Raw genomic sequence first — 24,763 nt, 5'->3', positions numbered from 1 at the left:
AGAGACTTCACGTCGACAGACCCTCTACACTGATCGACATGGAGGACGAGGTCGATCGACTGGTCGCAGCATGGCGCCGTGAGCGCCCGGACCTCGACGTGGAACCACTCGAGGTGCTCAGCCGCGTCTCCAGACTGGCCCGCCATCTCGACCGCGCCCGGCGCATCGCCTTCTCCGAGCATCAGCTCGAGCCGTGGGAGTTCGACGTGCTCACCTCGCTGCGCCGCGCCGGGGCGCCGTACCAGCTCTCCCCCGGCCAGCTGCTCACCCAGACGCTGGTCACCTCCGGCACGATGACCAACCGCATCGACCGGCTGGCCAAGAAGAACCTGGTGGAGCGGCTGCCCGACCCCACTGACCGGCGCGGGGTCCTGGTCCGGCTGACGGCCGAGGGCCGCGACCGGGCGGACCAGGCGCTGGCCGGACTGCTCGCCCAGGAGCGCGCGATCCTCTCCGAGCTGTCCCGCGCGCAGCGGGCCGAGCTGGCCGCGCTGCTACGCCAGTTGACCGCCCCGTTCGACAACATCCCCGGATAGGTCGGCGGGCCCCACGCCCGCCCGGCGGGCCAGGGCGACGGCGGCGAGGGTGGAGTGGACGCCCAGCTTCCCCAGCACGTTCTGCATATGGGTCCGGACGGTGTGCGGGGACAGGAAGAGGCGCTCGGCGACGGCTTTGCGCCCCAGGCCCGCGACCATGCAGCGCAGCACCTCCTGCTCGCGCGGCGTCAGCGACTCCACCAGCCGCTCGCTCTCGGTGCGGTGCTTGCGGGCCGCCGTCATCTCGCGCAGCACGCCGGTGAGCAGGGCCGGCGCCAGATGCGTCTCGTCGCGCAGCACCCCGCGCACCACCGCGAGCAGGCGCTGCAGCGAGCAGTCCTTGGCCACCCAGCCCCAGGCGCCTGCCTGCAGCGCGAGCGCCGCCCGGCGGGCGTCGTCCTTCTGCGCGAGCACCACGGAGCGCACCGCGGGCTGGACGGAGCGGACGCCCGCGACCAGCGAGATGCCGTCGACAAGACCGTCGGCCGCGCCGTCGGGCACCGCGCGGGCGAGCGCGACGGACCCGGGCCGCGGCACAGCGGCGGCGGCTCCCAGGTCGGCGTCGACGAGCATCACGTCGAATCTGCGGCTCTCCGCCGCGGCGCGCTCCAGGCAGCGCAGCGCGGCGGGGCCGCTGCCGGCCGCGGCGACCTCGACGTCGGGCTCCGCCGCGAGGGCCGCGGCGAGCGATTCGGCGAAAATCCGGTGGTCGTCCACGACCAGAACCCGGATACGGACCACAGGACACCCCCAGTCTCCAAGGACAGACCGGCACGGGCACGCCGCCCGGGGGGACGGAGGATCCGGCACGCGCACGGCCGCCGCCGTGCTGTGACCGATACCCCCGCCCCGGGCGCCGTACCCGGCTGTTTCGCCCCCTGATCGACACCGGCCCCCACCGGTGCTGTGGTTCAGAGTACGGACGCGGGGCGGCGGCGGAAGGCTATTCGCGGAACTGGCCGGCCGCGGTGTTCATGGTGTGATCCCTGTGTCTGCTGGGGCGTCGCGGCGCCTCAGGAGAGCCGGCGCGCGCCCTGGGACGGGGTCGCGGCGAAGACCCGCGGGGCCAGGAGCGAGGAGGCCTCGAAGGCCGCCAGGACCGACTTGGTCACGGTCGCCGACGCGGACGTCTCCGTCAGCACGATCGCCGAGCCGCCGAAGCCGCCGCCCGTCATCCGCGCGCCCAGCGCGCCGGCCGCCAGCGCCGTGTCCACGACCAGGTCCAGCTCCGGGCAGGAGACCCGGAAGTCGTCCCGCAGCGAGGCGTGCCCCTCGGTCAGCACGGGGCCGATGGCCCGGACCTCGCCCGCCTCCAGACGGTCGATCACCCGCTCCACCCGGTGGTTCTCGGTCACGATGTGCCGCACCAGGGGCCGCACCTCGGGGTCCTCGATCCGGGCGAGAGCCGCGTCCAGCCCGTCGTACGGCACGTCCCGCAGCGCGTCCACGCCGAGCGCCGCCGCACCCGCCTCGCAGCCCGCGCGCCGCTTGCCGTACTCGCCGTCGCTGTGGGCGTGCTTGACGCGGGTGTCGACGACGAGGAGTTCGAGACCGTGGGCGGCCAGGTCGAAGGGGATCTGCCGCTGGGAGAGGTCCCGGGTGTCCAGGTGCAGGGCGTGGCCCTCGGTGCAGCAGGCGGCTGCCGTCTGGTCCATGATCCCGGTCGGGGCGCCGACGTAGACGTTCTCCGCGCGCTGGCACAGGCGGGCCGTGCGCCAGGGCTCCAGGCCCAATGCGTACAGGTCGTTGAAGGCGAGGGCGGTGACGACCTCGATCGCCGCGGACGAGGAGAGGCCGGCGCCGGTGGGCACGGTCGACTCGTAGTGGATGTCCGCGCCGCCGACCGGGTGGCCGGCGTCGCGCAGCGCCCAGACGACGCCCGCCGGGTAGTCGGTCCAGCCGCCGGGGCCACCGGGGGCGAGGTCGTCGACGCGCAGCTCGACCGGGCCGCCCTCCATGTCGGCGGAGGACAGCCGCAGGACGCCGTCGTCGCGGCGGGCGACGGTCGCCACGGTGGTGTGCGGCAGCGCGAAGGGCATCACGAAGCCGTCGTTGTAGTCGGTGTGTTCACCGATCAGGTTCACCCTGCCGGGTGCCGCCCACACACCCTCGCCCGTGAAGCTCATGAACCGTTCTCCCTCCTGCGGGCGAATGCCCAGGCGTCGGACACGATGCCGGCCAGGTCGGCGCGGCTCGGCTTCCAGCCCAGGCGTTCCTGGGCCGTCGCCGCGGAGGCGACCAGTACGGCGGGGTCGCCGCCCCGGCGCTCCGCGACCACCTCGGGCACCGGGTGGCCGGTGACCTCGCGGACGGTCTCGATGACCTCGCGCACCGAGAAGCCGTTGCCGTTGCCGAGGTTGCAGATCAGGTGCTCGCCCGCGGTGGCCGCCCGCAGGGCGAGGAGATGGGCCTCCGCCAGGTCGGCTACGTGGATGTAGTCGCGTACGCAGGTGCCGTCCGGCGTCGGGTAGTCGTCGCCGTAGACGGAGATCGACTCGCGCCGGCCGAGGGCGACCTGGAGGACCAGCGGGATGAGGTGCGACTCGGGGTCGTGGCGCTCGCCGCATTCGCCGTAGGCGCCCGCGACGTTGAAGTACCGCAGGGAGACCGCCGCGAGCCCGTGGGCCGCCGCCTCGCCGGAGATCATGTGGTCGACGGCGAGCTTCGTCGCGCCGTACGGGCTGGTCGGCGCGGTCGGGTCGGACTCGGTGATGGGGGTGGAGACCGGCTCGCCGTAGGTGGCCGCGGTGGAGGAGAAGACCAGCGTGCGCACACCGGCGCCGCGCATGGCGGCCAGCAGCTCCATGGTGCCGCCGACGTTGTTCGCCCAGTACTTCTCCGGCTTCGCGACCGACTCGCCGACCTGCGAGAAGGCGGCGAAGTGCAGCACCCCGTCGTACGAGGAGTCCAGCCACCTGGCGGCGTCCTGGATCCGTCCCTCGATGAACTCGGCGCCCGCCGGGACCCCTTCCCGGAAGCCGGTGGAGAGGTCGTCCAGCACGGTCACCCGGTGGCCGGCCTCCAGCAGATGCCGCGCCACCACACTGCCGACGTATCCCGCACCGCCGGTGACCAGGTACTTGTTGCTCACTTAGCTCGCTACCTCTCGCAGTCGCCGCGCCGCGGCCTCCGGCGGCACATCGTTGATGAACACGTTCATACCGGATTCGGAACCCGCGAGGAATTTCAGCTTGCCGGCAGTGCGGCGGATGGTGAAAAGCTCGAGATGGAGACCGAAGGCGTCCCGCCCCCCGGCCCGGAACGGCGCCTGGTGCCAGGCGGCGATGTAGGGGGTCGGCGGTTCACCCGGGCCGAAGATCCGGTCGAAGCGCCTGAGCAGCTCCAGGTAGAGCCCCGGGAACTCGGCGCGCGCCGCGTCGTCGAGCCCCCGCAGGTCCGGCACCCGCCGCTTGGGGTGGAGGTGCACCTCGTACGGCCAGTGCGCCGCGTACGGCACGAAGGCGATCCAGTGCTCGCCCTCCAGCACCACCCGCTCGCCCTCCTCGCGTTCGCGTGCGACGACGTCGTCGAAGAGGTTGCGGCCGGTCTTCTCGTGGTGGGCGGCGAGGGAGCGGAGCATCAGCCCGGTGCGCGGGGTCACGAACGGGTAGCCGTAGATCTGCCCGTGCGGGTGGCCGAGGGTGACACCGATCTCCGCGCCGCGGTTCTCGAAGCAGAAGACCTGCTCGACCTGGGGCAGTTCGGCGAGTTCCGCGGTCCGGTCCGTCCACGCGTCGAGGACGAGACCGGCCTGCTCCTCGGTGAGGTCGGCGAAGGACGCGTCGTGGTCGGAGGTGAAGCAGACGACCTCGCAGCGGCCCGCGTCGCCGGCGAGGGAGGGGAAGCGGTTCTCGAAGACGGCGACGTCGTAGTCGGCGGCCGGCACCTCGCTGAGGCGGCCGTCGCGCGAGGGGCAGAGCGGGCACTCGTCGGCCGGCGGGTGGTAGGTGCGGGCCTGGCGGTGCGAGGCGATCGCGACCGAGTCGCCGAGCAGCGCGTCGCGTCTGATCTCGGCGGTGGTGGCGACGGCGTCGAGGGGGCGGCTGTCCACCGCGTCGCGCACGGCGTCGTCGCGCGAGTCGTAGTAGATGAGCTCACGGCCGTCGGCGAGCCGGATCGACGTCTTCTTCACACGGAGCTCCCTCAACCACTCCCATTCCAACAGAACCGAACACAAGAAACCACGACTCAACAGGTGGAGTCAATGTGAGTGAGCCGGGAGCCGCTGTTAAGCCGGGCCGGGCCGCCCCGTCCCGTACGCCGCCCGGTCCAGCAGACCGGTCCGGGCGGCCAGCGCCGCCGCCTCCAGCCGGGAGCCGACGCCCAGCTTCATCAGCACCCGCTGCACATGCGTACGGGCCGTGCTCGGCGCGATCCCCATGCCGACCGCGATCAGCCGGGTGTCCTCGCCCTCCGCGACCCGCACCAGCACCTCGACCTCGCGCGGCGTCAGCAGCTGGAGCAGCCGCCGGCCCTCGTCGTCCGGCTGGGCGGCCGGGTTGAGCAGCTCCGCGAAGGCGCCCTGCAGCAGCTGCGGGGCCACCGCCGCCTCGCCCGCCCGCGCCTTCACCAGCGCCCGCTCGACGCCCTCGATGCGTTCGTCGTGGCGCACGTAGCCGGACGCGCCCGCGGCGAACGCCGCGGCTATCCCGCGGGGGCTGGGCACCGGGCCGAGCACCACGACCGCCACCTGCGGCCGCTCCCGCTTGATCCGTACGACCGGGTCGAAAGCGCCCGGCTCCGCGGGCGTCGCCGTGCCCAGCAGGCACACCTCGGGCGACCGGGCGATCACCAGCTCGGCCGCTCCGGCCGCCGGCGCCGCCGCCGCGAGCACCCGGTGCCCGCGCAGTTTCAGCGCGGAGGCGAGCGCCTCCGCGAGCAGTCTGTGGTCGTCGACCACCATGAGCCGAACGCCCATAGACCCATCCCCGTCCCGCCGGCCCGGCCCCCCGGCCCTCCCCGCTACCCCGTCAGTCCCGGCAAGTTACACGCTCGTTCGACGGTGCGCGCCCCTATCTCCGCAGAAGCCCCCCAGAATGCCGAATTCCTCTCCAAACAGGCCCACTTGCTCGACAAGGCGTGGCGAACCTGCTGTACGGCGCCGTCCGGCACTGGAAACGGCGACGGCCCGGTCCCTCGCCGAAGCGAGGGACCGGGCCGCGGTGCGCGCTGTACCGCCGGCGGGCCTCAGCCCTTGGGGGCGAAGGAGATCGCCAGGTACTTCGAGCTGGTGCTGCTGCTGTTCGGATCGCTCAGGGTGTCGTCCGCGATGAACAGCCGCCCGTTCCTGAAGTGGTACTCGGACCCGGACTCGACGAAGCTCGTCTCCGCCTCCCGCACCGTCTTGTCGCCCGGGTTGTTCAGCAGGAGGGTCTCCTTGAGCGTGGCGCCGTTGATGCTGACGACCTGGCCGCCCTTGTCGTACGGGGGCCACTTGTAGGCGATGATGTCGCCGCCGTCCATGCGCAGCGGCAGCAGGTGGTAGCCCTCGCCGGCGTCGGCGCGGCCGCTGACGGACTTTCCGGTGGCGAGGTCGAAGGCGACGATCTCGTTGGTCCGCGAGTACGACTCCCCGGTGCCCTCGTGCTCCTCCGTCGGCAGATAGAGCCGGTCGTTGCCGACGACCACGAACTGGCAGCCCTCGACACCGTCGCTGGCCGGGCACCGCGCGAGGTACTTGTCGCCCGGCGCGGCGATCTTGGCCCGCAGCTTCCCGGTCTTGATGTCGATCGAGAAGAAGTCCGAGATGCCGAAGGTCCCCGTGTCGCCGACGTCGGCCGCGACGACCAGCGGGTCGGAGGAGACGACCCGCGCGTCGTCGACGCCCGCGGGCATCTTGAACGACGAGAGCGGGGTGCCGTTCTCGGGGTTGAGCGCCTGGATGGTCACCTGCCGGTCGTCGTACGAACCGCACTGGCGCACCGCGATGAGCGCCTTGCCGCCGCCGTAGCCGATGTCCTTGCACTGGTCGGCGTCGACGGTGGGCTTCCAGCGGACGGCGCCGGTGGCCAGGTCGAAGGCGGCGCTGCCGCCGAGGTAGCCCGCGGCCACCGTGTTGCCGCTGATGGTGACCTGGTCGAAGCGGGACTTGCCGTCACCGCTCGAGCCACCGGTGACGGACTTGCTCCACAGCAGCTTGCCGGCGGTGAGGTCGACGACGCCGACCTCGGAGCACGTCGGATAGCCCTTGTCGCTCTTCGTCCGCTTCCTGGCCTCGAACACGACGGCGGTCTTGTCGTCCTCCGTCGTCCGGCGGGAGGCGGCGCACACCTGGCCGGGCAGCGGCAGGCTCCAGAGCTTCGAACCGTTGGCGACGTCGTACGCGTCGATCGTGTTCACGCCCGTCTTGACGTACGCCTTGTCGGTGACCCAGGAGCCGGGCACGCCGGTCACGTCGATGCGCGGCGGGATCGGCAGCTGGAAGTTGACCTTGGACGCGGGGTCGGCCGGGGCCTTCTCCGTGCCCGGGCCGTCGGCGGCGGCCGGCTCCTCGCCGTCCTTGCCGTCCTCGCCGTCCTCGCCGCCCGAGCCGTCCGTGCCGGTCTTGGCCTGGTCCTGCTTGCCGCCGTCGTCCTTGGTGGTGGAGTACCAGAAGCCGCCGCCGATGATCAGGACGATGGCGAGGCACGCGGCGACGACGATCTGCAGCTGCGTCTTGTTCAGGAACCCGCCGCCGCCCTCCGGCGGGGCGGGCTGCGCCTGCATCGGCTGGGTCGGCGCGCTGTAGGCCGGCTGGCCGGGCGCGCCCTGCTGCGGGTAGCCGTACGGCGCGGCCGGCGGCGGGGTCTGCGGCGCGGCCTGCGGATAACCGTAGCCGGGCTCGGCCGGCGGCGGCGTCTGCGGGTACCCCGGGGGCCCGCTCTGCGGAGGCGGCGGGGTGCCGTACCCGCCGGCGGGCTGCTGCGGCGGGTTCGGCGGCTGTCCCGGCGGCGGGCCGGGCGGCTGGTTCGGCGGTGGCGGCGGCTGCGTCATGGCGTGATTACCCCTGGGGAGCGGAAGGTGGGTCCTGCGGCGGTGAAGGAGTCTGTCACTGGCCGAAGCCCATCATGGTCTTCGTCTCCTTCTCCTCCGAGTCCTTGCTGGCGCTCACACGACCGCTGGCGATGAAGAACCGCCCGTCGGCGAAGGCCATCTGCGGCGAGTAGAAGGAGTTCTCGATCTGCGCCGTCGAGGCCGGGTGCTGGAGCAGCGTCTTCGGCGCCCCGCCGGTCGGCTCGACGACGGCCACGCCGCCGCCCGTGTCGTACGACGGCTGCAGGTAGACGAGGACCTTGCCGCCCTCCATGCGCAGCGGCGTCATCTTGCGCTCACCGCCGGCCGGCGCGCGCCAGGCCTCCTTGCCGGTGTCGAGGTCGAAGGCGACGAGCTCGTTGGCCTTGCCGTAGTCGGTCTCCGTGGCCATGTAGAAGTGCTTCGCGTCGGCGGCGACACCGGTGCAGCCCTGGAGGTTCTTGCCCCAGATGATGAGCCCGCCGCCGCAGCGCGGCTGGAACTTGTCGTTCTTGCCGCCCGAGATCTGCGAGCGCAGCTTGCCGTTGTCGGTCAGCGCGATGATCGACCACTTCTTCTCCGGCTCACGCTGGGTGATGGAGACGACCAGCGGGCTGACGGAGTAGACCTTGGTGACCTCCCAGCCCTCCGGCGTGTTGTACGTCCACTGGGGCTTGCCGGTCGCCGGGTCGATCTGCTGGATCTGGTGCTTGGGCTTCTCCGGGTCGGAGTCGCAGCGGGCGCCGGCGATCAGCTTCGGCCCGCCGGCGAAGGCGAACGGCTCGCAGCCGCTCTTCGGCTTGCTGAAGATCTGCTTGCCGGTGGCCAGGTCGAAGCCGTACGAGTTGCTGCCGCCGCCGACCGCGAGGGTCTTGCCCGAGATGGACAGCGTGTAGTCGGCGAGGCCGGCGAAGATACCGGTCGGCTTGGGGATCGACTTCGTCCAGCCGGCCTTGCCCGCCTTCGTGTCGATCATCTGCATGTCGTTGCACTTGGCCTTGTCGGTGAGGCCGTCCATCACACCGATGACGATCTTGCCGTCGGCGGAGGGCTGCACCGTCGCGGAGCACACCTCGGTCTTGACCGGGACGCTCCACTTCTTCGTGCCGTCGGTCACCGAGTAGCCGGCGACCTCCCGGTACATGGCCTTGACGACCGTGTCACCGGTGATCCACGGGCCGAAGACCTCCGCGCCGTTACGGGGCAGGTCGACGTCGTTCTTCGTCAGGAAGAGGACCTTGGCCTCGCCGTCCTTGCGCCCGGCGTTGAGGTCGCCGTCGTCCTCACGGCCGGTGCCGGTGCCGTCGCCCTGGTCGACGGAGGCGGAGCCGGTGGGCTTGGGATCCTCGCTGGACTTGCTGACGCTCGGCTTGTCGTCCTTCTCGTCGTCGCCGCTCAGGGCGAACCAGGTGCCGCCGCCGACGACGAGCAGCGCGGCGGCCGACGCGGCCACGACGATCCCCGTCTTCCCCTTGAAGAAGCCGCCCGCGCCGCCGCCTCCGGGGGCCGGCGCGCCCGGGTACTGCGGCTGCGTCGGGTAACCCCCGTAGGGACCGGGCTGGTTGTACGGGCCCGCCTGCTGGCCGTACGGCCCCGCCGGCTGGTTGTACGGGCCCGGCTGGCCCGGAGGCTGCGCCGGGTAGCCGTAACCGGGCTGGGCCGGGGGCTGCTGGGGGTAGCCGTAACCGGGCGCGGGGGCGCCGGGAGGCGCCGCCGGGGGCGGCGTCTGCGGCGGGCCCTGCGGCATCTGCGGCGGCTGGGCGGGCGGCTGGGGCTGCTGGGGAGTTCCCTGCTGAGGATCCTGTGGGGCTCCGAAGCCTCCCTGCGGGGGCTGGTTCGGGGGCTGCGTCATGGCCTGCTACCTCGTGGGGTGGGAGATGCGAGTGGGAGTCGGGGATGTCCGGACGACCCGGACCGCGCTCATCTGCCGAGAGCCGTCATGGTGTTCGTTGCCAGTCGGGCCCGGGCCGGTCGGATGCACCCGGCCTCACCGCCGCCGGCGCGTGAGCGCCCCGGCCTCGCGGCGGGGACGGCGGGTGCGGGTGCCCGCGCGGGGCGGCCTGGGGCGGTACGGACGGCCGGGGAGCGCCCTGCCGCCGGCCCTGCGGGCACGGCGGAACGGACGGCGGCGACTGCCCCATCTGCGCTTCCCCCTTCGTACGGTCTGCTGCCCGGACGAACTCCCCCCGCTCCTCCGGCAAGCGCATCGACCGGAAGGAGTGAATCGGACATGAACCCCGTTGTTGTACGTCAGTCGAGCGGGCCTTCTTTGTATCACTGGTGACGCACACCGAACGGGCTCGGCCCTTCCCTGTTCCCAAGGGAGGACCGGCCCGTGATGGGGTTGTTACGCGCTCTGCACGCCTTCTCTACGGCTCGGGCGGAGGCTCTCGGTCAGGCGTCCTCCGCCAGTTCCAGCCAGCGCGTCTCCAACTCTTCGCGCTCGCCCACCAGTTCGCGGAGCTCCGCGTCCAGTTTGGCCACTTTACCGAAGTCCGTCGCGTTTTCAGCGATTTGCGCATGGAGCCTGCTCTCCTTGTCGGAGACCTTGTCGAGCCGGCGCTCGATGCGCTGCAGTTCCTTCTTCGCCGCCCGGGAGTCGGCCGCCGACTTCTCCCCGCCCGCCCCGGCCGGGGCGGGCGGCGGGCTCGCCGGCACGGCGGCCTCGACCAGCCGGGCCCTGCGCTCCAGGTACTCCTCGATGCCGCGCGGCAGCATCCGCAGCGTGCCGTCGCCGAGCAGCGCGAACGTGCGGTCCGTGGTCCGCTCGAGGAAGAACCGGTCGTGCGAGATGACCACCAGCGAACCGGGCCAGCTGTCGAGGACGTCCTCGAGCTGCGTCAGCGTCTCGATGTCGAGGTCGTTGGTGGGCTCGTCGAGGAACAGCACGTTCGGCTCGTCCATCAGCAGCCGCAGCAGCTGGAGCCGGCGCCGCTCGCCGCCGGACAGGTCGCCGACCGGCGTCCACTGCTTCTCCTTGCCGAAGCCGAACTGCTCGCACAGCTGGCCGGCGGTCATCTCCCGGCCCTTGCCGAGATCGACCCGGTCGCGGATCTGCTGGACCGCCTCCAGCACCCGCATCGCGGGCGGCAGCTCGGTGACGTCCTGCGAGAGGTACGCGAGCCGTACGGTCCGGCCGACGACGACCCGGCCCGCCACCGGCTGCTCCTCGCCCTGCGAGAAGGCCGCGGAGGCGAGCGTACGCAGCAGCGAGGTCTTGCCCGCGCCGTTGACGCCGACCAGACCGATGCGGTCGCCCGGGCCGATCTGCCAGGTCAGATGCTTCAGCAGCACCTTCGGCCCGGCCTGGACCGTCACGTCCTCCAGGTCGAAGACCGATCTGCCGAGCCGGGCGGAGGCGAACTTCATCAGCTCGGACGAGTCGCGCGGCGGCGGCACGTCGGCGATCAGCTCGTTCGCCGCCTCGATGCGGTAGCGCGGCTTGGACGTACGGGCGGGGGCGCCGCGCCGCAGCCAGGCCAGCTCCTTGCGCATCAGGTTCTGCCGCTTGCTCTCCTCGGTCGCGGCGATGCGCTCGCGCTCGGCGCGGGCGAAGACGTAGTCCGAGTAGCCGCCCTCGTACTCGTACACGTCACCGCGCTGCACGTCCCACATCCGGGTGCAGACCTGGTCGAGGAACCAGCGGTCGTGGGTGACGCAGACGAGGGCGGAGCGCCGCGCCTGCAGGTGCTTCGCCAGCCAGGCGATGCCCTCCACGTCGAGGTGGTTGGTCGGCTCGTCGAGGACGAGCAGGTCCTGCTCGTCGATCAGCAGCTTCGCCAGCGCGATACGGCGGCGCTCGCCGCCGGACAGCGGGCCGATGACGGTGTCGAGGCCCTGCGGGAAACCGGACAGGTCCAGCCCGTCGAACAGCCCCGTCAGCACGTCGCGGATCTTGGCGTTGCCCGCCCACTCGTGGTCCGCGAGGTCGCCGATGACCTCGTGCCGGATCGTCGCCTCCGGGTCGAGCGAGTCGTGCTGCGTGAGGACACCGAGCCGCAGCCCGCCGCTCTGGGTGACCCGCCCGGTGTCGGGCTCCTCCAGCTTGGCGAGCAGCCGGATCAGGGTGGTCTTCCCGTCGCCGTTACGGCCGACGACGCCGATACGGTCTCCCTCCGAGACGCCGAGGGAGACCCCGTCGAGCAGGGCGCGTGTTCCGTACACCTTGCTGACTGCCTCGACATTGACCAGGTTGACGGCCATTTCTCTCCTGACAGGGGGAACGATCGACCTCCCAGCCTACTTGTCAGGTACGGCTGCCCCGTCCGGCGCGTTCCACCAGCAGCCAGCCGACGAGCGCCATGGCCACGGCGGCGGGCGCGCTGACGTGCACGGCGACCAGCATCGCCGTCCTGCCTTCGAGCAGCCCGCCGAAGCCGACCATGGACAGGCCGAGGATGCCGAACAGACAGAGCGCGATCCCCACGGCGGCGACCGGCCCGGTGCCGGGGACCGGGGCGGCACTCCGGCGCGCGGGGCGTTCGAACCGCCGGAACGCGGCGACGAGCAGCGCCGTCACCCCGGCCGCGACGGCCAGACGCAGCGGCGTCTGCGCCCACCAGGCCGCCGTCGCCGGCTCCGGCAGCGCGACGCCGGCGGCGATCATCACCCCGTAGACGCCCAGCATCGCCGTGAGGTGCCACAGGAACGCGGTCATGGCGATCCCGTTGGCGGCCACGACCCCGCGCCACACCCGGGCCCGTCGCACGAACCGGGTGCCGGGGCCCTTCAGCAGCTCCACCGCGCCGACCAGCCACAGGCCGTGGAACAGCAGGGCGAGCGTCGGCGGGGCCATGTTCGAGACCTTCTCGCCCGGCATCCCGACCATGGACAGCGGATACGGCCCGACGGCGACCAGCGCGGCGGCCCCGGCCAGACCGGTCGCCGCGAGAGCGGCGGGCATCCGGATGCGCCCGTCGGCACGAAGGAAGCCCAGCTGGTGGACGGCGAGCCAGACGAAGGCGAAGTTCAGGAACTCGACGAAGGGGACGCCGGCGGCGAACCGCAGCACGTCCACGGCGGCCGCCGCCGCGACGAGCCCGCCGAAGGCGCCCCAGCCGAAGCGCTCGTGCAGCCTCAGCAGCGGTGGCGTGACCGCGACCATCGCGAGATAGATCCCGATGAACCACAGCGGCTGCGCCACCAGCCGCAGCGCGACGCCCGTCATCCCGCCGCCCCCGCCGAACACCTGCACGACGAGCGCGGCGGCGCCCCACACGAGGACGAACGCCATGGTGGGCCGCAGCAGCCGCTGCAGCCGGCCGCGCAGAAAGACGGCGTAGACGGGCCGGTCCTGGTGCCGCCGGCTCAGGGACCGGTAGGAGAGGGCGTGCGAGAACCCGCCGACGAAGAAGAACACGGGCATGACCTGCAGCACCCAGGTGAGCGGCTGCAGCTCCGGCACGACGGCGAGCAGATTCCCGACGCCGTCGCCGGTGACGGCGGCCATCAGCCAGTGCCCGCCGACGACGACCCCGAGCGAGGCGACCCTCAACAGGTCGACGTACCGGTCCCGGGCGTCGGGAGTGCCGGCGTCGAGCTCACGAGCGGTTGTTCCCATGGGGGTACGGTGCCGGGCGGCGGGGTGGGTGCGGGAGAGCGCTCGTACTCAGGTCGGGACCTGAGTACGCGGGCGGTGGGCGCGTTGGCGCCTGCGGCGGGCTTGCCCCTGCCCTCCCCCCCTGCGGCCTGGCGGCCGCGGGCGGCCCCAGGCCGGGCTCGATGTGCCGCTGCGCGGCGACCCGGCCGCCGGGCAACCCTGACCTCGCTGCGCGGAACAGGGCGCCCACGGGGCCACCCGGCCCCGCCGGTGCTCGACGCGGCGGGCCCGGCAAAGAACCGGCAACTCCAGCCCCGCCGGCGATTGAGGCGCGGGGCTCGAGGCAACGCCCCGACAAGACGGCCAACCAAGCCCCGTCAGGGGCACCTCCCACGGCCGCCAGGCCGTAGGGGGAGACTGAGGCGCAGGGCGGACCGGGGGCAGTGCCCCCGGGTCAGGACACGCGCCGCGCGCCCCCCGCCGGCGCCCCCGCAACCCGTGCGGTCCGGCAGGTGCCCGACGACGTCAGCGCCGACGCCACCGCCTCCGCCGCGTCCTCGTCCTTCGTGAGGAACGCCGTCGTCGGGCCCGAGCCCGAGACGAGGGAGGCGAGCGCGCCCGCCGACGCGCCCACGGCGAGCGTGTCCGCGAGGGACGGGCGCAGGGAGAGGGCCGCAGGCTGGAGGTCGTTGGAGACGGTGTCCGCCAGCGCGAGGACGTCGCCCGTGCGCAGCGCGTCCAGCAGCCGCGGCGAGGCGACCGGTTCCGGCACGGCCACGCCCTCGTTCAGCCGGTCGAACTCGCCGTAGACCGCGGGGGTGGACAGCCCGCCGTCCGCGACCGCGAACACCCAGGAGAAGCCGCCGCCGACCTCGAGCTCGGTCAGCCGCTCCCCGCGCCCGGTGCCGAGCGCCGCCCCGCCGACCAGGCTGAACGGCACGTCGGACCCCAACTGCGCGCAGAGGAAGAGCAGTTCGTCCCGCGTCGACCCCAGCCCCCACAGCATGTCGCACGCGAGCAGCGCGCCCGCGCCGTCCGCGCTGCCGCCGGCCATGCCGCCGGCGACGGGGATGTCCTTGGCGATGTGGATGTGGACGTCGGGCGCGATGCCGTGCCGGGCGGCGAGCAGTTCGGCGGCGCGGGCGGCCAGGTTCGTACGGTCCAGGGGCACCTGGTCCGCGTCCGGCCCGTCGCAGGTGATCGTCAGCGACGGGGCGGGACGTACCGTCACCTCGTCGTAGAGCCCCACCGCCAGGAAGACGTTGGCCAGGTCGTGGAAGCCGTCGGGGCGGGCCCCGCCGACCGCGAGCTGGACGTTGACCTTGGCCGGCACCCGTACCGTGACGCTCACTGCTTCGCCTCCGCGATCCGCGCGAACTCCTCCACCGTCAGGGCCTCGCCCCGTGCCTGCGGCGACACGCCGGCCGCGACGAGCGCCGCCTCCGCCGCGGCCGGCGAGCCGGCCCATCCGGCGAGCGCGGCCCGCAGGGTCTTGCGCCGCTGCGCGAAGGCCGCGTCGACGACGGCGAAGACCTCGGCCCTGGTCGCGGTCGTGGCCACCGGGGAGGTCCGACGCACCAGGGAGACCAGCCCGGAGTCCACGTTCGGCGCGGGCCAGAAGACGTTGCGGCCGATGGAGCCGGCCCGCTTGACGCCGGTGTACCAGTTGGCCTTCACGGACGGCACTCCGTACACCTTGTTCCCGGGCCGGGCGGCCAGCCGGTCGGCGACCTCGGCCTGGACCATGACGAGGGTGCGCTCGATCGTCGGGAAGTGCTCGAGCATGTGCAGCAGCACCGGGACGGCGACGTTGTACGGCAGGTTCGCGACGAGCGCGGTCGGCGGCGGTCCGGGCAGCTCCCGCACGTGCATGGCGTCCGAGTGCACCAGCGAGAAGCGCGGGGCCCGTTCGGGCAGGCGCGCCGCGACCGTCGCCGGCAGCGCGCCGGCGAGCACGTCGTCGATCTCGACGGCGACGACCCGGTCGGCCGCCTCGAGCAGTCCGAGGGTCAGCGAGCCGAGTCCCGGCCCGATCTCGACGACGACGTCGTCGGGCTTCACCTCGGCCGTGCGGACGATCCGGCGGACGGTGTTGGCGTCGATGACGAAGTTCTGGCCGCGCTGCTTGGTGGGGCGTACGCCCAGCGCGGCGGCCAGCTCGCGGATGTCGGCGGGGCCGAGGAGTGCGTCGGGATCAGTGGTGCTCACCGATACAGCCTACGGCCGCAGTGCGGCCACGGACTCGCCCCCCGTTGCACATAGAGTTTCTTCGCCCGGTACGTCTGCTCTTCCGCGGGTGCGTCCTGCGGGCGTCCGGTGCCGCCCAGGGAGCGCCAGGTCGCGGTGTCGAACTGGTACAGCCCGCCGTAGGTGCCGGAGGGGTCGACGGCGTCGGGCCGGCCGCCCGACTCGCAGGCGGCGAGCGCGGCCCAGTCGAGGCCGTCCGCTCCGCGCACGGAGGACGGCGGCTGCCGGGTGCCGACCCGCACCCGCTCGGTGACGGGTTCGCGGACGACGTCCTCGTCGATCCGCCGCGGCTTCTGACGTACGCCGTTGACCGTCCGCAGGGCGTAGGTGACCCGGCGTACGCCCGGCTCGCCCTGCCGGTCGACGACCTCGGTGCCCTGGAACAGCTCGGGGTCCGGGGTTCTGACGACGGCGAAGGGGATCGGCTCGTCCCGCACCTTCCGCCCGTCGGTGATCCGCATGACCGTGATGCTCTGGCCGTCGCGCGGGAAGCCGGTGGCCGCCACGGAGGTGGTGTCCTGGCCGCGCAGCACGATGCCCGCCTCGGTGAGCGCCTGGCCCACGGTGGCTGCGTTGGTGCGGACGGTGCGTTCACGTCCGTCGGCCATGAAGGTCACGGCCCGCTCGGTGCGGACGTCCAGGACGAGGCCGGTGCGCGGGATCGGGGTGGAGCGGGGCACGGAGAGGTACGCGCCCTGGGCGCGCACGCCGAGTTCGCGCAGGGCGCCCGCCACGGTGCCGGCCGTCGTCCAGACCTGGACCCGGCGGCCGTCGAGCGTGAGGGTGAGGGGCCTGCCGTGGCGCACGGTGATCTCGTCGCCGCTGTCGAGCGCGGCGTCGGGGCCGGGGGCGACGACGTCGTGCGCGCCCAGCTCCAGGCCCTCCTCTTCGAGGAGTTCGCGTACGTCGTCGGCGAAGGTGTGCGTGGTCCGCGGGACGCCGTCGACGGTGAGGCGGACGTCCTTGTCGTCGGCGACGAAGGCGGACGTCCCGCCGGCGAGGAAGGCGACGACGAGGGCCCGGGGGAGGAGCCGGCGCAGCGCCTCCGGCCGCTGCGCGGACCGGCGGCGCCGGGCGCCGCGCCGCGCCGTCCGGGGTCCGGGCACTGCGGGCGGGGGCGCGTCGTCCGTGCCTCCGTCGCGCCGGCGGGTCCCGCCCGCCGGTGACCACTGCCACGGGAGCCGGGCGCGGACGGTCTCGGTGAGGTCCAGGTACGGCACGGTCGGCGCCTGGGCCACGGCGTGCCGGCGGCGGCGCACCCCGGCGGAGTCGGCGGAGTCGGCGGTGTCGGCGGTGTCGGCGCGGAGGTCCAGGTACGGCAGGGTGGGCGTGTAGGCCGCCGTGAGCCGGGCGGCGATGACGGTGGGCTGCGGGGCCGGCCAGTCGTACGGCGGTGCGGCCGGTGCGGCGGCGTCACCGGCCGGTTTCGTACCCGCGCGCCGCGCGCCGCGCACCGCGCGGTGACTGCCCTGCGAATGACTCACGCTCAACGACGCTCCGTAAGGTCCGGTCAGCCACGTGGCAACGGACAGTAGCGGAGCGGTCGTCACTCTCCAAAGCGGCGCGGACACGCGGCGTCACCCATACGGAAAGACGGCCCGATCCGGTCAGTAGCCGAATGCGCGCGCGGTATTGGCCGCGACCGCCCCTGCCAGGGCGTCCTCGTCCATCCCCTTGACCGCCGCCATGGCACGGAGCGTGACCGGGATCAGATACGGGGCGTTGGGCCGTCCGCGGTACGGCGCCGGGGTGAGGAAGGGTGCGTCCGTCTCGACGAGTACGAGTTCCGCGGGCGCCACCGCGAGCGCGTCGCGCAGCGGTTGGGCGTTCTTGAAGGTCACGTTTCCCGCGAACGACATGAAGTAGCCTGCGGCCGCGTAGACTTGGGCCATTTCGGCGTCGCCGGAATAGCAGTGGAAGACGGTGCGCTCCGGTGCGCCTTCCTCGGCCAGAATCCGCAGCACATCCGCGTGTGCGTCGCGATCGTGGATGACGAGTGCTTTGCCGTGCCGTTTGGCGATCTCGATATGGGCGCGGAAAGACCGTTCCTGTGCGGCGATTCCCTCGGGCCCGGTGCGGAAATGATCGAGGCCGGTCTCGCCGACGGCCTTGACCTCGTCGAGCGCGGCGAGCCGGTCGATCTCGGCGAGCGCGTCGTCGAGCGCGGCGTCCCCGCCCGCGTCCCGCGCCCCCTGCCGCGACCGGCCTCCCCCAGCCCCGGGGGGCTGGGAGGTGCCCCCAGGGTCCCCGAGCACGATGCGCGGCGCTTCGTTGGGGTGCAGGGCGACCGCGGCGTGGACGCCCCGGTGCGCGGCGGCGGTCTCCGCCGCCCAGCGGGAGCCCTTGATGTCGCAGCCCACCTGGACGACGGTCTCCACACCGACCGCGGCGGCCCTGGCCAGGGCCTCCTCGACGGTGCCTTCCTGCATGTCCAGGTGGGTGTGCGAATCGGCGACCGCGACACCGAGCGGCTCGGGCAGCGGCGGCGGGGCGGATTTCGAACTCATGGGCGCGATCCTACGGAAGCCGCGCCCGGCGGATCATTTGCGGTGGTGGAAGGGGTGCAGCAGATGGGAGAGGTGCCAGTGACCGTCCTCGGGCGCCCCCTCCGCCCCCTCCGCCCGTTTGGCCTCGGCCTCACGGTCCATGGTCGACCCGTCGGCGGTCGCTCCGCCCTCGGCGGACCCGGCCTCTGTGGATCCGCCCTCGGCCGGTTCCGGCGCGGACGCCGCGGGAGGCGTCACCGGTGCCACCGGACCCGCCGGGGAGACGGCTGACACGGGCGAGTCGCCGTCCTTCTCGCCCAGCCCCATCAGGGTCCGCACCGTGGAGACCCGTCCCGCCCGCATGATCCGCACGACGTGTCCGCCGCAGTTGGCGCAGGTCGGGCTGGACAGGGGGGACGGAACACGCTTGCCGTCCGCCTTGTACACGACAAAGTCACCGCCCGCCGGGTCGGTGTGGTGCTCGATCTCGTAGGACTGCTCCCACCCGTGCCCGCAGCGCATGCAGGCAAAGGAATACGCCTCATGGACCTTGGCAGCGCCTGTGGTCTCACTCATGCCAGCTCCTCTCCACCTGGGTCCAGTGGACGCCTTTTCGGGCGGGAGCGCATCAGCGCCTGTCGATTGATTGTGCGGTCTTTGGTTTTTCCATACGTAAACAGGGCAGCACACGGTCTGCGCTTTGCCTTTTACGATAGACCTTTACCCTCGCCGGACGCCGGGCGTGCCGCGTTCTTCGCCGCCACGACCGCGTCGAACACCTCGCGTTTGGGCAGCCCCACGTCGGCGGCGACGGCCGCGATGGCCTCCTTGCGCCGCTCCCCCGCCTCCTCGCGCACCCGCACCCGGCGCACCAGTTCCTCGGCGTCCAGCTCCTCGGGCCCGGTCTCCGGCGCGCCCTCGACGACGACGGTGATCTCGCCGCGTACGCCCTCGGCCGCCCAGGCCGCCAGTTCGCCGAGGCCGCCCCGCTTCACTTCCTCGTACGTCTTGGTCAGTTCCCGGCACACGGCGGCCCTGCGGTCCGGTCCGAAGACCTCGGCCATGGCGGCGAGCGCGTCGTCCAGCCGGTGGGGGGCCTCGAAGTAGACGAGGGTGCGGCGCTCGCGCTCGACCTCGCGGAGCCTGCCGAGCCGCTCGCCCGCCTTGCGCGGCAGGAAGCCCTCGAAGCAGAAGCGGTCCACGGGCAGCCCGGACAGGGCGAGCGCGGTCAGCACGGCGGAGGGGCCGGGCACCGCGGTGACCTTGATGTCCTGCTCCACGGCGGCGGCGACCAGCCGGTAGCCGGGATCGGACACGGACGGCATGCCCGCGTCGGTCACCAGCAGCACCCGGGCCCCGCCGGCCAGCGCCTCCACCAGCTCCGGCGTGCGGGCGGCCTCGTTCCCCTCGAAGTAGGAGACGACCCTTCCCTTGGTGTGCACCCCCAGCGCCTGGGTGAGCCGGCGCAGCCGCCGGGTGTCCTCGGCGGCGACGACGTCGGCGCCCTCGAGCTCGGCGGCGAGCCGGGGCGGCGCGTCCGCCACGTCGCCGATGGGGGTCCCTGCGAGTACCAGCGTTCCAGTCACACACGCCATCCTCCCAGGACGTGGAGCACCGATCGCACAGCCGTGTTCCTTACGATGGCGCGGTGACCAGTACCGTGCCACAGCCCCTGCGGGGCAAGGACGACGCCGACCAGCAGCCGCCCGGCTGGGAGAGGCGGTTGCGCCGCTTCGGCTACGCGCCCCGGCCAGTGATCGGGCTGCGGGACCGCCTGGTGCCGCCGTACACCCGGCAGGTGTGGCAGGTGTTCGGCATCCCGCCGCAGGCCGCCGGGCCGCTGCTGCGCGCCGCCGCCTGGGGCGGGCCGCTGCTGGTCGCGCTGGTCGCGGGGGTGCTGCGGTTCTGGAACCTGGGCCGGCCCCACGCGGTGATATTCGACGAGACGTACTACGCCAAGGACGCCTGGGCGCTGATCAACCAGGGGTACGAGGGGAGCTGGCCGAAGGACGTCGACAAGTCGATCCTCGCCGACCCCTCGGCCGTCGCGGTCCCCACCGATCCCGGGTATGTGGTGCACCCGCCGGTCGGCAAGTGGGTGATCGGCCTCGGCGAGTGGCTGTTCGACTTCACCCCCTTCGGCTGGCGGTTCATGGTCGCCGTGCTCGGCACGCTGTCCGTGCTGATGCTCTGCCGTATCGGCCGGCGGCTGTTCCGCTCGACGTTCCTGGGCTGTCTCGCGGGGCTGCTGCTGGCCGTGGACGGTCTGCACTTCGTGATGAGCCGCACCGCGCTGCTCGACCTGGTGCTGATGTTCTTCGTGCTGGCGGCCTTCGGGGCGCTGGTCCTCGACCGTGACCGGGCCCGGTCGCGGCTCGCGGCGGCGCTGCCCGTGGCGGCGGACGGCACGCTGCGGCCGGACGCGCGGGTGGCGGAGACGCTGCGCCTGGGCCGGCGGCCGTGGCGGCTGACGGCCGGGGTGATGCTGGGGCTGGCGGCCGGCACCAAGTGGAACGGCCTGTTCATCCTGGCGGCGTTCGGGCTGATGACCGTGCTGTGGGACGTGGGCTCGCGCCGCACCGCCGGCGCGGTCAGCCCGTACCTGGCCGTCCTGAAGAAGGACCTCGTGCCGGCGTTCGTCTCCACCGTCCCGGTCGCCTTCGCGACGTACATGGCCTCGTGGTCCGGCTGGCTGGTCACGGACAAGGGCTACTACCGGGACTGGGCGTCCACCGGCGCGGGCAGGGACAGCAACTGGAGCTGGCTCTTCCCCGACTGGTGGCGCAGCTTCTGGCACTACGAGAACCAGGTGTTCGACTTCCATGTGGGCCTCACCTCCGGTCACACCTACGAGTCGAACGCCTGGAGCTGGCTGGTCCTCGGCCGCCCCGTCTCGTACTACTACGAGGACCCGAAGCCCGGCGTCGACGGCTGCCCGACGGACACGGTCGACAAGTGCGCCTCCGAGGTCCTGGCCCTCGGCACCCCGCTCCTGTGGTGGGCCGCCTGCTTCGCGATCTGCTACCTCGCCTGGCGCTGGCTCTTCCGCCGCGACTGGCGGGCGGGCGCGATCCTGTGCGGCATCCTGGCGGGCTGGCTGCCGTGGCTGCACTACCAGGAACGCACGATCTTCCTCTTCTACGCGGTCGTGTTCGTCCCGTTCCTGTGTCTTGCGGTGGCCATGATGATCGGCGCGATCCTCGGCCCACCCGGCTCCGACGAACGCCGCCGCGCGGTCGGCGCGATCGGCGCGGGCGTGCTGGTGCTGCTGATCATCTGGAACTTCATCTACTTCTGGCCCATCTACACCGGCACCCCGATCCCGGTCGACGAGTGGCGGGGCCGCATGTGGCTGGACACCTGGGTCTAGACCGTGGTGGGCGGCGCTGTGGGATGGTGATCGGGTGACGTTGGAGGACCTCGTCCGGCTGCGCCGGGCCCGTGACCTGATGGACCGCGACTACGCGAAGCCGCTCGACGTCGCGGCGCTGGCGCGCTTCGCCCTCATGTCGCCGGGCCATTTCTCCCGCAGCTTCCGCGCCGCGTTCGGGGAGACGCCGTACAGCTATCTGATGACGCGCCGGATCGAGCGGGCGAAGGCGCTGCTGCGGCGGGGCGACATGTCGGTGACGGACGTCTGCTTCGCGGTCGGCTGTACGTCGCTGGGGTCGTTCAGCTCGCGGTTCACCGAGCTGGTCGGCGAGAGCCCGAGCTCGTACCGGGCCCGCGACCATGAGAGCGGCGCCGCCGTCCCGGCCTGCATCGCGAAGATCCACACGCGACCGGTCAGGAACGGAGAAGCGGGACCGGCTCCCCCACCCGTAGCGTGAAACGCATGGACATCAAGCTTGCACAGTGCTTCATCGCCGTCGACGACCACGACAAGGCGCTCGCCTTCTACCGGGACGTACTGGGCCTGGAGGTGCGCAACGACGTCGGGTTCGAGGGGATGCGCTGGGTGACCGTCGGGTCGCCCTCGCAGCCGGAGGTGAACATCGTCCTGGAGCCGCCCGTGGCCGACCCGAACGCCTCGCAGGCCGACCGGCAGGCCATGGCGGAGCTCATGGCGAAGGGCCTGCTGCGCGGCGTCATCTTCGACACCGAGGACTGCGACGCCACCTTCGAGCGCATCCGCGCGGCGGGTGGCGAGGTGCTGCAGGAGCCGGTCGACCAGCCGTACGGCGTCCGCGACTGCGCCTTCCGCGACCCGTCGGGCAACATGCTGCGCTTCAGCCAGCCCCGCGGGCGGTGAGCGCGGGGCCGTACGGCTACGCGCTTTGTGGCCGGTGGCCGGGGCGGGACCTGGCCACCATCACGAAGGTGACCGTGATCAGCAGGGCCCACGCGCCGAACTTGGCCACCGACACCGGCTGCCAGCCGCCCAGTTGGTCCGGGTAGCTCCAGGCGCCCACGTAGGTGGAGATGTTCTCCGCGATCCACAGGAAGAACCCGATCAGCACGAAGGACAGGGCGAGCGGCATCCGGTGGTCCCGATCCCCCACCCTGAACCGCACCCACGTGCCCGCGGTCGCGCAGAGCAGCAGCGCCGCCAGTATCCAGCGGGCGTCGGGCAGCCAGTGGTGGGTGAAGAAGTTCAGATAGACGGCGCCGGCCAGGACCGCCATGGCCCCGGGCCGGTAGCCGTCCAGGCGCAGCTGGAACAGGTGCCAGGCGCGGCAGACGTAACTGCCGACGGCCGCGTAGAGGAAGCCTCCGTACAGCGGGACCCCCGCGATCTTGGTCACCGCCTCCTCCGGGTAGCTCCACGAGCCCATCCGCACCTTGACCAGCTCGAAGAGCAGTCCGATCAGATGGCACGCGGCGATCACCGCGGTGTCGCGGGCGCTGTCCCAGCCGGCCTTCCTCGCGAGTACCGCGAGTCCGACGCCGTAGACCAGCAGCAGGTCGTAGCGGGCGATCGGCAGCTGCGGCAAGGCGGTGGAGACGGCGATGCCGCCGATCAGGGCCATGGCGAAGGCGCAGCAGCGCAGTTCGAGCAGCCCGAAGCGGAGCAGCTGGCGTATCCAGTAGGAGAGGGTTCCCATGGGTGCTGGGACGCCTGCGGCGCCTGTCCGGTTCGGCCGCGTCCCGGTCCGATAACGACCGCAGACTCCGACACTCCTGTCACGTAAAGTTTGCCCTGACTCATGCCCTTGAACGCGTTCAAGGGCATGCAACTCTGGGGAGGGGGCTGCGTTCATGCGCAGTGGAGCAAAGGTCGCCATCGTCGGCGGCGTCTTCGCGGTGGTCGCGAGCGGCGTCGGATACGGGGGCTACAACCTGTACAACGGGCTGACCGGTTCCGGTGGGAGCGGTTCCAGCACCAAGTCGGAGTCGACGGAGAAGAGAACCGGACCGCCGAGCGCGGACGAGATCGAGCAGACCGCGAAGGACTTCCTGACCGCCTGGGCCGAGGGCAGGGGCCTCGAAGCGGCGCAGCTGACGAACAACCAGGCAGCGGCCGAACCGCTGCTGACCGGTTTCAGCGAGAAGGCCCACGTCACCGACGCGGTCATCGAGCCCGGTCCGGCGATGGGCGCGAACGTGCCGTTCACGGTCAAGGGAACAGTGAGCTACCAGGGGAAGAGCAGCCCCTGGTCGTACGCCTCCTCACTGACCGTGGTCCGCGGGGTGACGACGGGGAAGGCGCTGGTGGACTGGCAGCCGTCCGTGGTCCACCCGGAGCTCACGGAGGGCACGTCGCTGGTGACGTCGGAGGCGTCGGCCCCGCAGATCAAGGCGGTGGACGACGACGGTGTCGAGCTGACGCGGGAGAAGTACCCCTCGCTCGGCCCGGTCCTGGACCAGCTGCGCAAGAAGTACGGCGCCGACGTGGGCGGCACGCCGGGGATCGAGCTGGCGATCACCTCCGCGTCGGAGGGCGTGCCGGACCGGACGCTGCTCACACTGAGCGAGGGCAAGGCGGGCACCCTGCGCACGACCCTCGACGCGGGGGTCCAGGCCGCCGCGGAGAAGGCCGTGAAGAAGTACTCCGCGGCGTCCGTCGTGGCGATCCAGCCCAGCACGGGTGAGATCAAGGCGGTCGCCAACACCAAGACCGGCGAGTTCAACCCGGCGCTGCAGGGCGCCCAGGCTCCCGGGTCCACGATGAAGATCGTCACGGCGGCGATGATGATGGACCGGGGCCTGGTGAACGGGCCGAACTCGCCGGTCGAGTGCCCGTCGACGGTCCCCTGGGAGCGCGTCTTCCACAACCTCAACGACTTCTCGATTCCCGGTGCGACGTTCCAGGAGGCCTTCGCACGCTCCTGCAACACCACCTTCATCAAGCCGGTCAAACCGCTCAGCGCCAAGGGCGTCGCGGGCACCGCGCTCGGCGAGACCGCCCGCAAGTACTTCGGCATAGGTCTCAACTGGCAGTCGGGCGTCGTCACCGTCGACGGGAAGGTGCCGGAGTCCACGGGCTCCGAGACCGCCGCGTCGTACATCGGCCAGGGCCGGATCCAGATGAACGCGCTCAATGTGGCGTCCATCGCCGCGACGGCGAAAAACGGTGGGTTCAAGCAGCCGATCATCGTTCCGAAGAGTCTGGACAACCGTGAACTGGCCCAAGCCACGCGGCTGCCCGACGGCATCGCCGCCTCGCTGCGGCAGATGATGCGCGCCGCCACGGCCGGCAAAGGCACCGCCGTCGGGGCCATGGCCTCCGTCGGCGGGGACAAGGGCGCGAAGACCGGCTCGGCCGAGGTGGACGGCCAGGGCGACTCCAACAGCTGGTTCACCGGGTACGCCGACGACCTGGCCGCGGCGGCGGTCGTGCAGTCCGGCGGGCACGGCGGCGACAAGGCGGGCGAGACGGTCGCACAGGTGCTGAACGCACGCTGACCCTTTGGGGTCAATGAGTGCTCATGGCCCGCACGGCCCCGCCGGCGTGCGGGCCATGAGCACTCACGACACCGCCGGCGCGCATCCCCGTTTCGCCGAGGCCCTGCGCGAGCTCGGCC

At 72.4% G+C, this 24,763-nt stretch carries 21 protein-coding genes; 5 read left to right on the top strand and 16 right to left on the bottom strand.

What is annotated here, in order from left to right; all coding sequences use genetic code 11:
- Window positions 1-38: 38 nt before the first annotated feature.
- Window positions 39-536, top strand: coding sequence for a MarR family transcriptional regulator (locus ACFYOP_RS07780; protein ID WP_356896493.1), 498 nt, complete (start codon window positions 39-41; stop codon window positions 534-536).
- Here the strand turns inward: ACFYOP_RS07780 and ACFYOP_RS07775 are convergent.
- From ACFYOP_RS07775 to rsmI, 15 genes are all read right to left on the bottom strand, one after another.
- Window positions 495-1,277 (bottom strand): response regulator transcription factor, encoded by a 783-nt coding sequence (locus ACFYOP_RS07775; RefSeq protein WP_356896491.1) that lies wholly within the window; start codon window positions 1,275-1,277, stop codon window positions 495-497. The two genes, ACFYOP_RS07780 and ACFYOP_RS07775, sit on opposite strands and share 42 nt — an antisense overlap.
- Before the next feature lie 272 nt (window positions 1,278-1,549).
- The gene (gene galK / locus ACFYOP_RS07770) at window positions 1,550-2,662 is read right to left on the bottom strand and encodes a galactokinase (protein ID WP_356896489.1); all 1,113 of its coding nucleotides are present in this window, start codon (window positions 2,660-2,662) and stop codon (window positions 1,550-1,552) included.
- On the bottom strand, window positions 2,659-3,627 hold the full coding sequence (gene galE / locus ACFYOP_RS07765; RefSeq protein ID WP_356896487.1) for a UDP-glucose 4-epimerase GalE: 969 nt from the start codon (window positions 3,625-3,627) through the stop codon (window positions 2,659-2,661). The genes galK and galE overlap by 4 nt, the downstream gene beginning before the upstream one ends.
- Window positions 3,628-4,668: a galactose-1-phosphate uridylyltransferase gene (gene galT / locus ACFYOP_RS07760; RefSeq protein WP_356896485.1), complete on the bottom strand. Its 1,041-nt coding sequence runs from the start codon at window positions 4,666-4,668 to the stop codon at window positions 3,628-3,630. It abuts the gene before it with no gap.
- Between the two features lie 96 nt (window positions 4,669-4,764).
- Window positions 4,765-5,454: a LuxR C-terminal-related transcriptional regulator gene (locus ACFYOP_RS07755; protein WP_356896483.1), complete on the bottom strand. Its 690-nt coding sequence runs from the start codon at window positions 5,452-5,454 to the stop codon at window positions 4,765-4,767.
- A gap of 269 nt (window positions 5,455-5,723) precedes the next feature.
- The gene (locus tag ACFYOP_RS07750; protein WP_356896481.1) at window positions 5,724-7,508 is read right to left on the bottom strand and encodes a PQQ-binding-like beta-propeller repeat protein; all 1,785 of its coding nucleotides are present in this window, start codon (window positions 7,506-7,508) and stop codon (window positions 5,724-5,726) included.
- A gap of 55 nt (window positions 7,509-7,563) precedes the next feature.
- Complete coding sequence (locus tag ACFYOP_RS07745) at window positions 7,564-9,378, bottom strand: PQQ-binding-like beta-propeller repeat protein (protein ID WP_356896479.1); 1,815 nt, start codon at window positions 9,376-9,378, stop codon at window positions 7,564-7,566.
- A 542-nt stretch (window positions 9,379-9,920) separates the two neighbouring features.
- On the bottom strand, window positions 9,921-11,729 hold the full coding sequence (locus ACFYOP_RS07740; protein ID WP_356896477.1) for an ABC-F family ATP-binding cassette domain-containing protein: 1,809 nt from the start codon (window positions 11,727-11,729) through the stop codon (window positions 9,921-9,923).
- A 43-nt stretch (window positions 11,730-11,772) separates the two neighbouring features.
- Window positions 11,773-13,086: an acyltransferase gene (locus tag ACFYOP_RS07735; RefSeq protein ID WP_356896475.1), complete on the bottom strand. Its 1,314-nt coding sequence runs from the start codon at window positions 13,084-13,086 to the stop codon at window positions 11,773-11,775.
- Window positions 13,087-13,519: 433 nt separating this feature from the next.
- Window positions 13,520-14,416: a 4-(cytidine 5'-diphospho)-2-C-methyl-D-erythritol kinase gene (locus ACFYOP_RS07730; RefSeq protein WP_356896473.1), complete on the bottom strand. Its 897-nt coding sequence runs from the start codon at window positions 14,414-14,416 to the stop codon at window positions 13,520-13,522.
- On the bottom strand, window positions 14,413-15,273 hold the full coding sequence (gene rsmA, locus ACFYOP_RS07725) for a 16S rRNA (adenine(1518)-N(6)/adenine(1519)-N(6))-dimethyltransferase RsmA (protein ID WP_356896471.1): 861 nt from the start codon (window positions 15,271-15,273) through the stop codon (window positions 14,413-14,415). Before rsmA ends, ACFYOP_RS07730 begins: the two co-directional genes overlap by 4 nt.
- Window positions 15,270-16,796, bottom strand: a complete 1,527-nt coding sequence (locus ACFYOP_RS07720) for a ubiquitin-like domain-containing protein (protein WP_356896469.1) — start codon at window positions 16,794-16,796, stop codon at window positions 15,270-15,272. The genes rsmA and ACFYOP_RS07720 overlap by 4 nt, the downstream gene beginning before the upstream one ends.
- A 123-nt stretch (window positions 16,797-16,919) precedes the next feature.
- On the bottom strand, window positions 16,920-17,819 hold the full coding sequence (locus tag ACFYOP_RS07715; RefSeq protein WP_356896467.1) for a TatD family hydrolase: 900 nt from the start codon (window positions 17,817-17,819) through the stop codon (window positions 16,920-16,922).
- Between the two features lie 33 nt (window positions 17,820-17,852).
- Window positions 17,853-18,374, bottom strand: a complete 522-nt coding sequence (locus ACFYOP_RS07710) for a hypothetical protein (protein ID WP_388451047.1) — start codon at window positions 18,372-18,374, stop codon at window positions 17,853-17,855.
- A 131-nt stretch (window positions 18,375-18,505) separates the two neighbouring features.
- Window positions 18,506-19,384: a 16S rRNA (cytidine(1402)-2'-O)-methyltransferase gene (gene rsmI, locus ACFYOP_RS07705; RefSeq protein WP_356896465.1), complete on the bottom strand. Its 879-nt coding sequence runs from the start codon at window positions 19,382-19,384 to the stop codon at window positions 18,506-18,508.
- A gap of 62 nt (window positions 19,385-19,446) precedes the next feature.
- On the opposite strand from rsmI, the gene ACFYOP_RS07700 reads away from it, so the two are divergent.
- Genes ACFYOP_RS07700 through ACFYOP_RS07690 form a run of 3 tightly spaced genes read left to right on the top strand, consistent with a single transcriptional unit; the run spans window position 19,447 to window position 22,050 of the window.
- The gene (locus ACFYOP_RS07700; RefSeq protein ID WP_356896463.1) at window positions 19,447-21,168 is read left to right on the top strand and encodes a phospholipid carrier-dependent glycosyltransferase; all 1,722 of its coding nucleotides are present in this window, start codon (window positions 19,447-19,449) and stop codon (window positions 21,166-21,168) included.
- 34 nt (window positions 21,169-21,202) lie between these two features.
- Window positions 21,203-21,628 carry a helix-turn-helix transcriptional regulator gene (locus ACFYOP_RS07695; RefSeq protein WP_356896461.1) on the top strand — a complete coding sequence of 142 codons (426 nt, stop codon included), beginning with the start codon at window positions 21,203-21,205 and terminating at the stop codon, window positions 21,626-21,628.
- Between the two features lie 5 nt (window positions 21,629-21,633).
- Window positions 21,634-22,050 carry a VOC family protein gene (locus tag ACFYOP_RS07690; protein ID WP_356896459.1) on the top strand — a complete coding sequence of 139 codons (417 nt, stop codon included), beginning with the start codon at window positions 21,634-21,636 and terminating at the stop codon, window positions 22,048-22,050.
- A 16-nt stretch (window positions 22,051-22,066) separates the two neighbouring features.
- On the opposite strand, the gene ACFYOP_RS07685 is transcribed toward ACFYOP_RS07690, so the two are convergent.
- Window positions 22,067-22,843 (bottom strand): DUF817 domain-containing protein, encoded by a 777-nt coding sequence (locus tag ACFYOP_RS07685; protein WP_356896457.1) that lies wholly within the window; start codon window positions 22,841-22,843, stop codon window positions 22,067-22,069.
- Between the two features lie 154 nt (window positions 22,844-22,997).
- Between ACFYOP_RS07685 and ACFYOP_RS07680 the strand changes: the two genes are divergently transcribed.
- On the top strand, window positions 22,998-24,644 hold the full coding sequence (locus ACFYOP_RS07680; protein WP_356896455.1) for a penicillin-binding transpeptidase domain-containing protein: 1,647 nt from the start codon (window positions 22,998-23,000) through the stop codon (window positions 24,642-24,644).
- Window positions 24,645-24,763: the final 119 nt, after the last annotated feature.

The organism is Streptomyces sp. NPDC006294, from assembly GCF_042870895.1.
Classification (GTDB): Bacteria; Actinomycetota; Actinomycetes; order Streptomycetales; family Streptomycetaceae; genus Streptomyces.
Note: the sequence above shows the minus strand (reverse complement) of the source record. Positions and strands in the feature narration are given on the sequence as shown.

Bases quoted from the DNA above. Each gene is read 5' to 3' on its own strand.
- galK (WP_356896489.1), bottom strand. From the start codon at position 2,662: ATGAGCTTCACGGGCGAGGGTGTGTGGGCGGCACCCGGCAGGGTGAAC.
- ACFYOP_RS07745 (WP_356896479.1), bottom strand. From the start codon at position 9,378: ATGACGCAGCCCCCGAACCAGCCCCCGCAGGGAGGCTTCGGAGCCCCA.
- ACFYOP_RS07740 (WP_356896477.1), bottom strand. From the start codon at position 11,729: ATGGCCGTCAACCTGGTCAATGTCGAGGCAGTCAGCAAGGTGTACGGA.
- ACFYOP_RS07710 (WP_388451047.1), bottom strand. From the start codon at position 18,374: ATGAGTGAGACCACAGGCGCTGCCAAGGTCCATGAGGCGTATTCCTTT.
- ACFYOP_RS07750 (WP_356896481.1), bottom strand. From the start codon at position 7,508: ATGACGCAGCCGCCGCCACCGCCGAACCAGCCGCCCGGCCCGCCGCCG.
- ACFYOP_RS07680 (WP_356896455.1), top strand. From the start codon at position 22,998: ATGCGCAGTGGAGCAAAGGTCGCCATCGTCGGCGGCGTCTTCGCGGTG.
- ACFYOP_RS07685 (WP_356896457.1), bottom strand. From the start codon at position 22,843: ATGGGAACCCTCTCCTACTGGATACGCCAGCTGCTCCGCTTCGGGCTG.
- ACFYOP_RS07690 (WP_356896459.1), top strand. From the start codon at position 21,634: ATGGACATCAAGCTTGCACAGTGCTTCATCGCCGTCGACGACCACGAC.
- ACFYOP_RS07715 (WP_356896467.1), bottom strand. From the start codon at position 17,819: ATGAGTTCGAAATCCGCCCCGCCGCCGCTGCCCGAGCCGCTCGGTGTC.
- ACFYOP_RS07735 (WP_356896475.1), bottom strand. From the start codon at position 13,086: ATGGGAACAACCGCTCGTGAGCTCGACGCCGGCACTCCCGACGCCCGG.
- ACFYOP_RS07755 (WP_356896483.1), bottom strand. From the start codon at position 5,454: ATGGGCGTTCGGCTCATGGTGGTCGACGACCACAGACTGCTCGCGGAG.
- ACFYOP_RS07780 (WP_356896493.1), top strand. From the start codon at position 39: ATGGAGGACGAGGTCGATCGACTGGTCGCAGCATGGCGCCGTGAGCGC.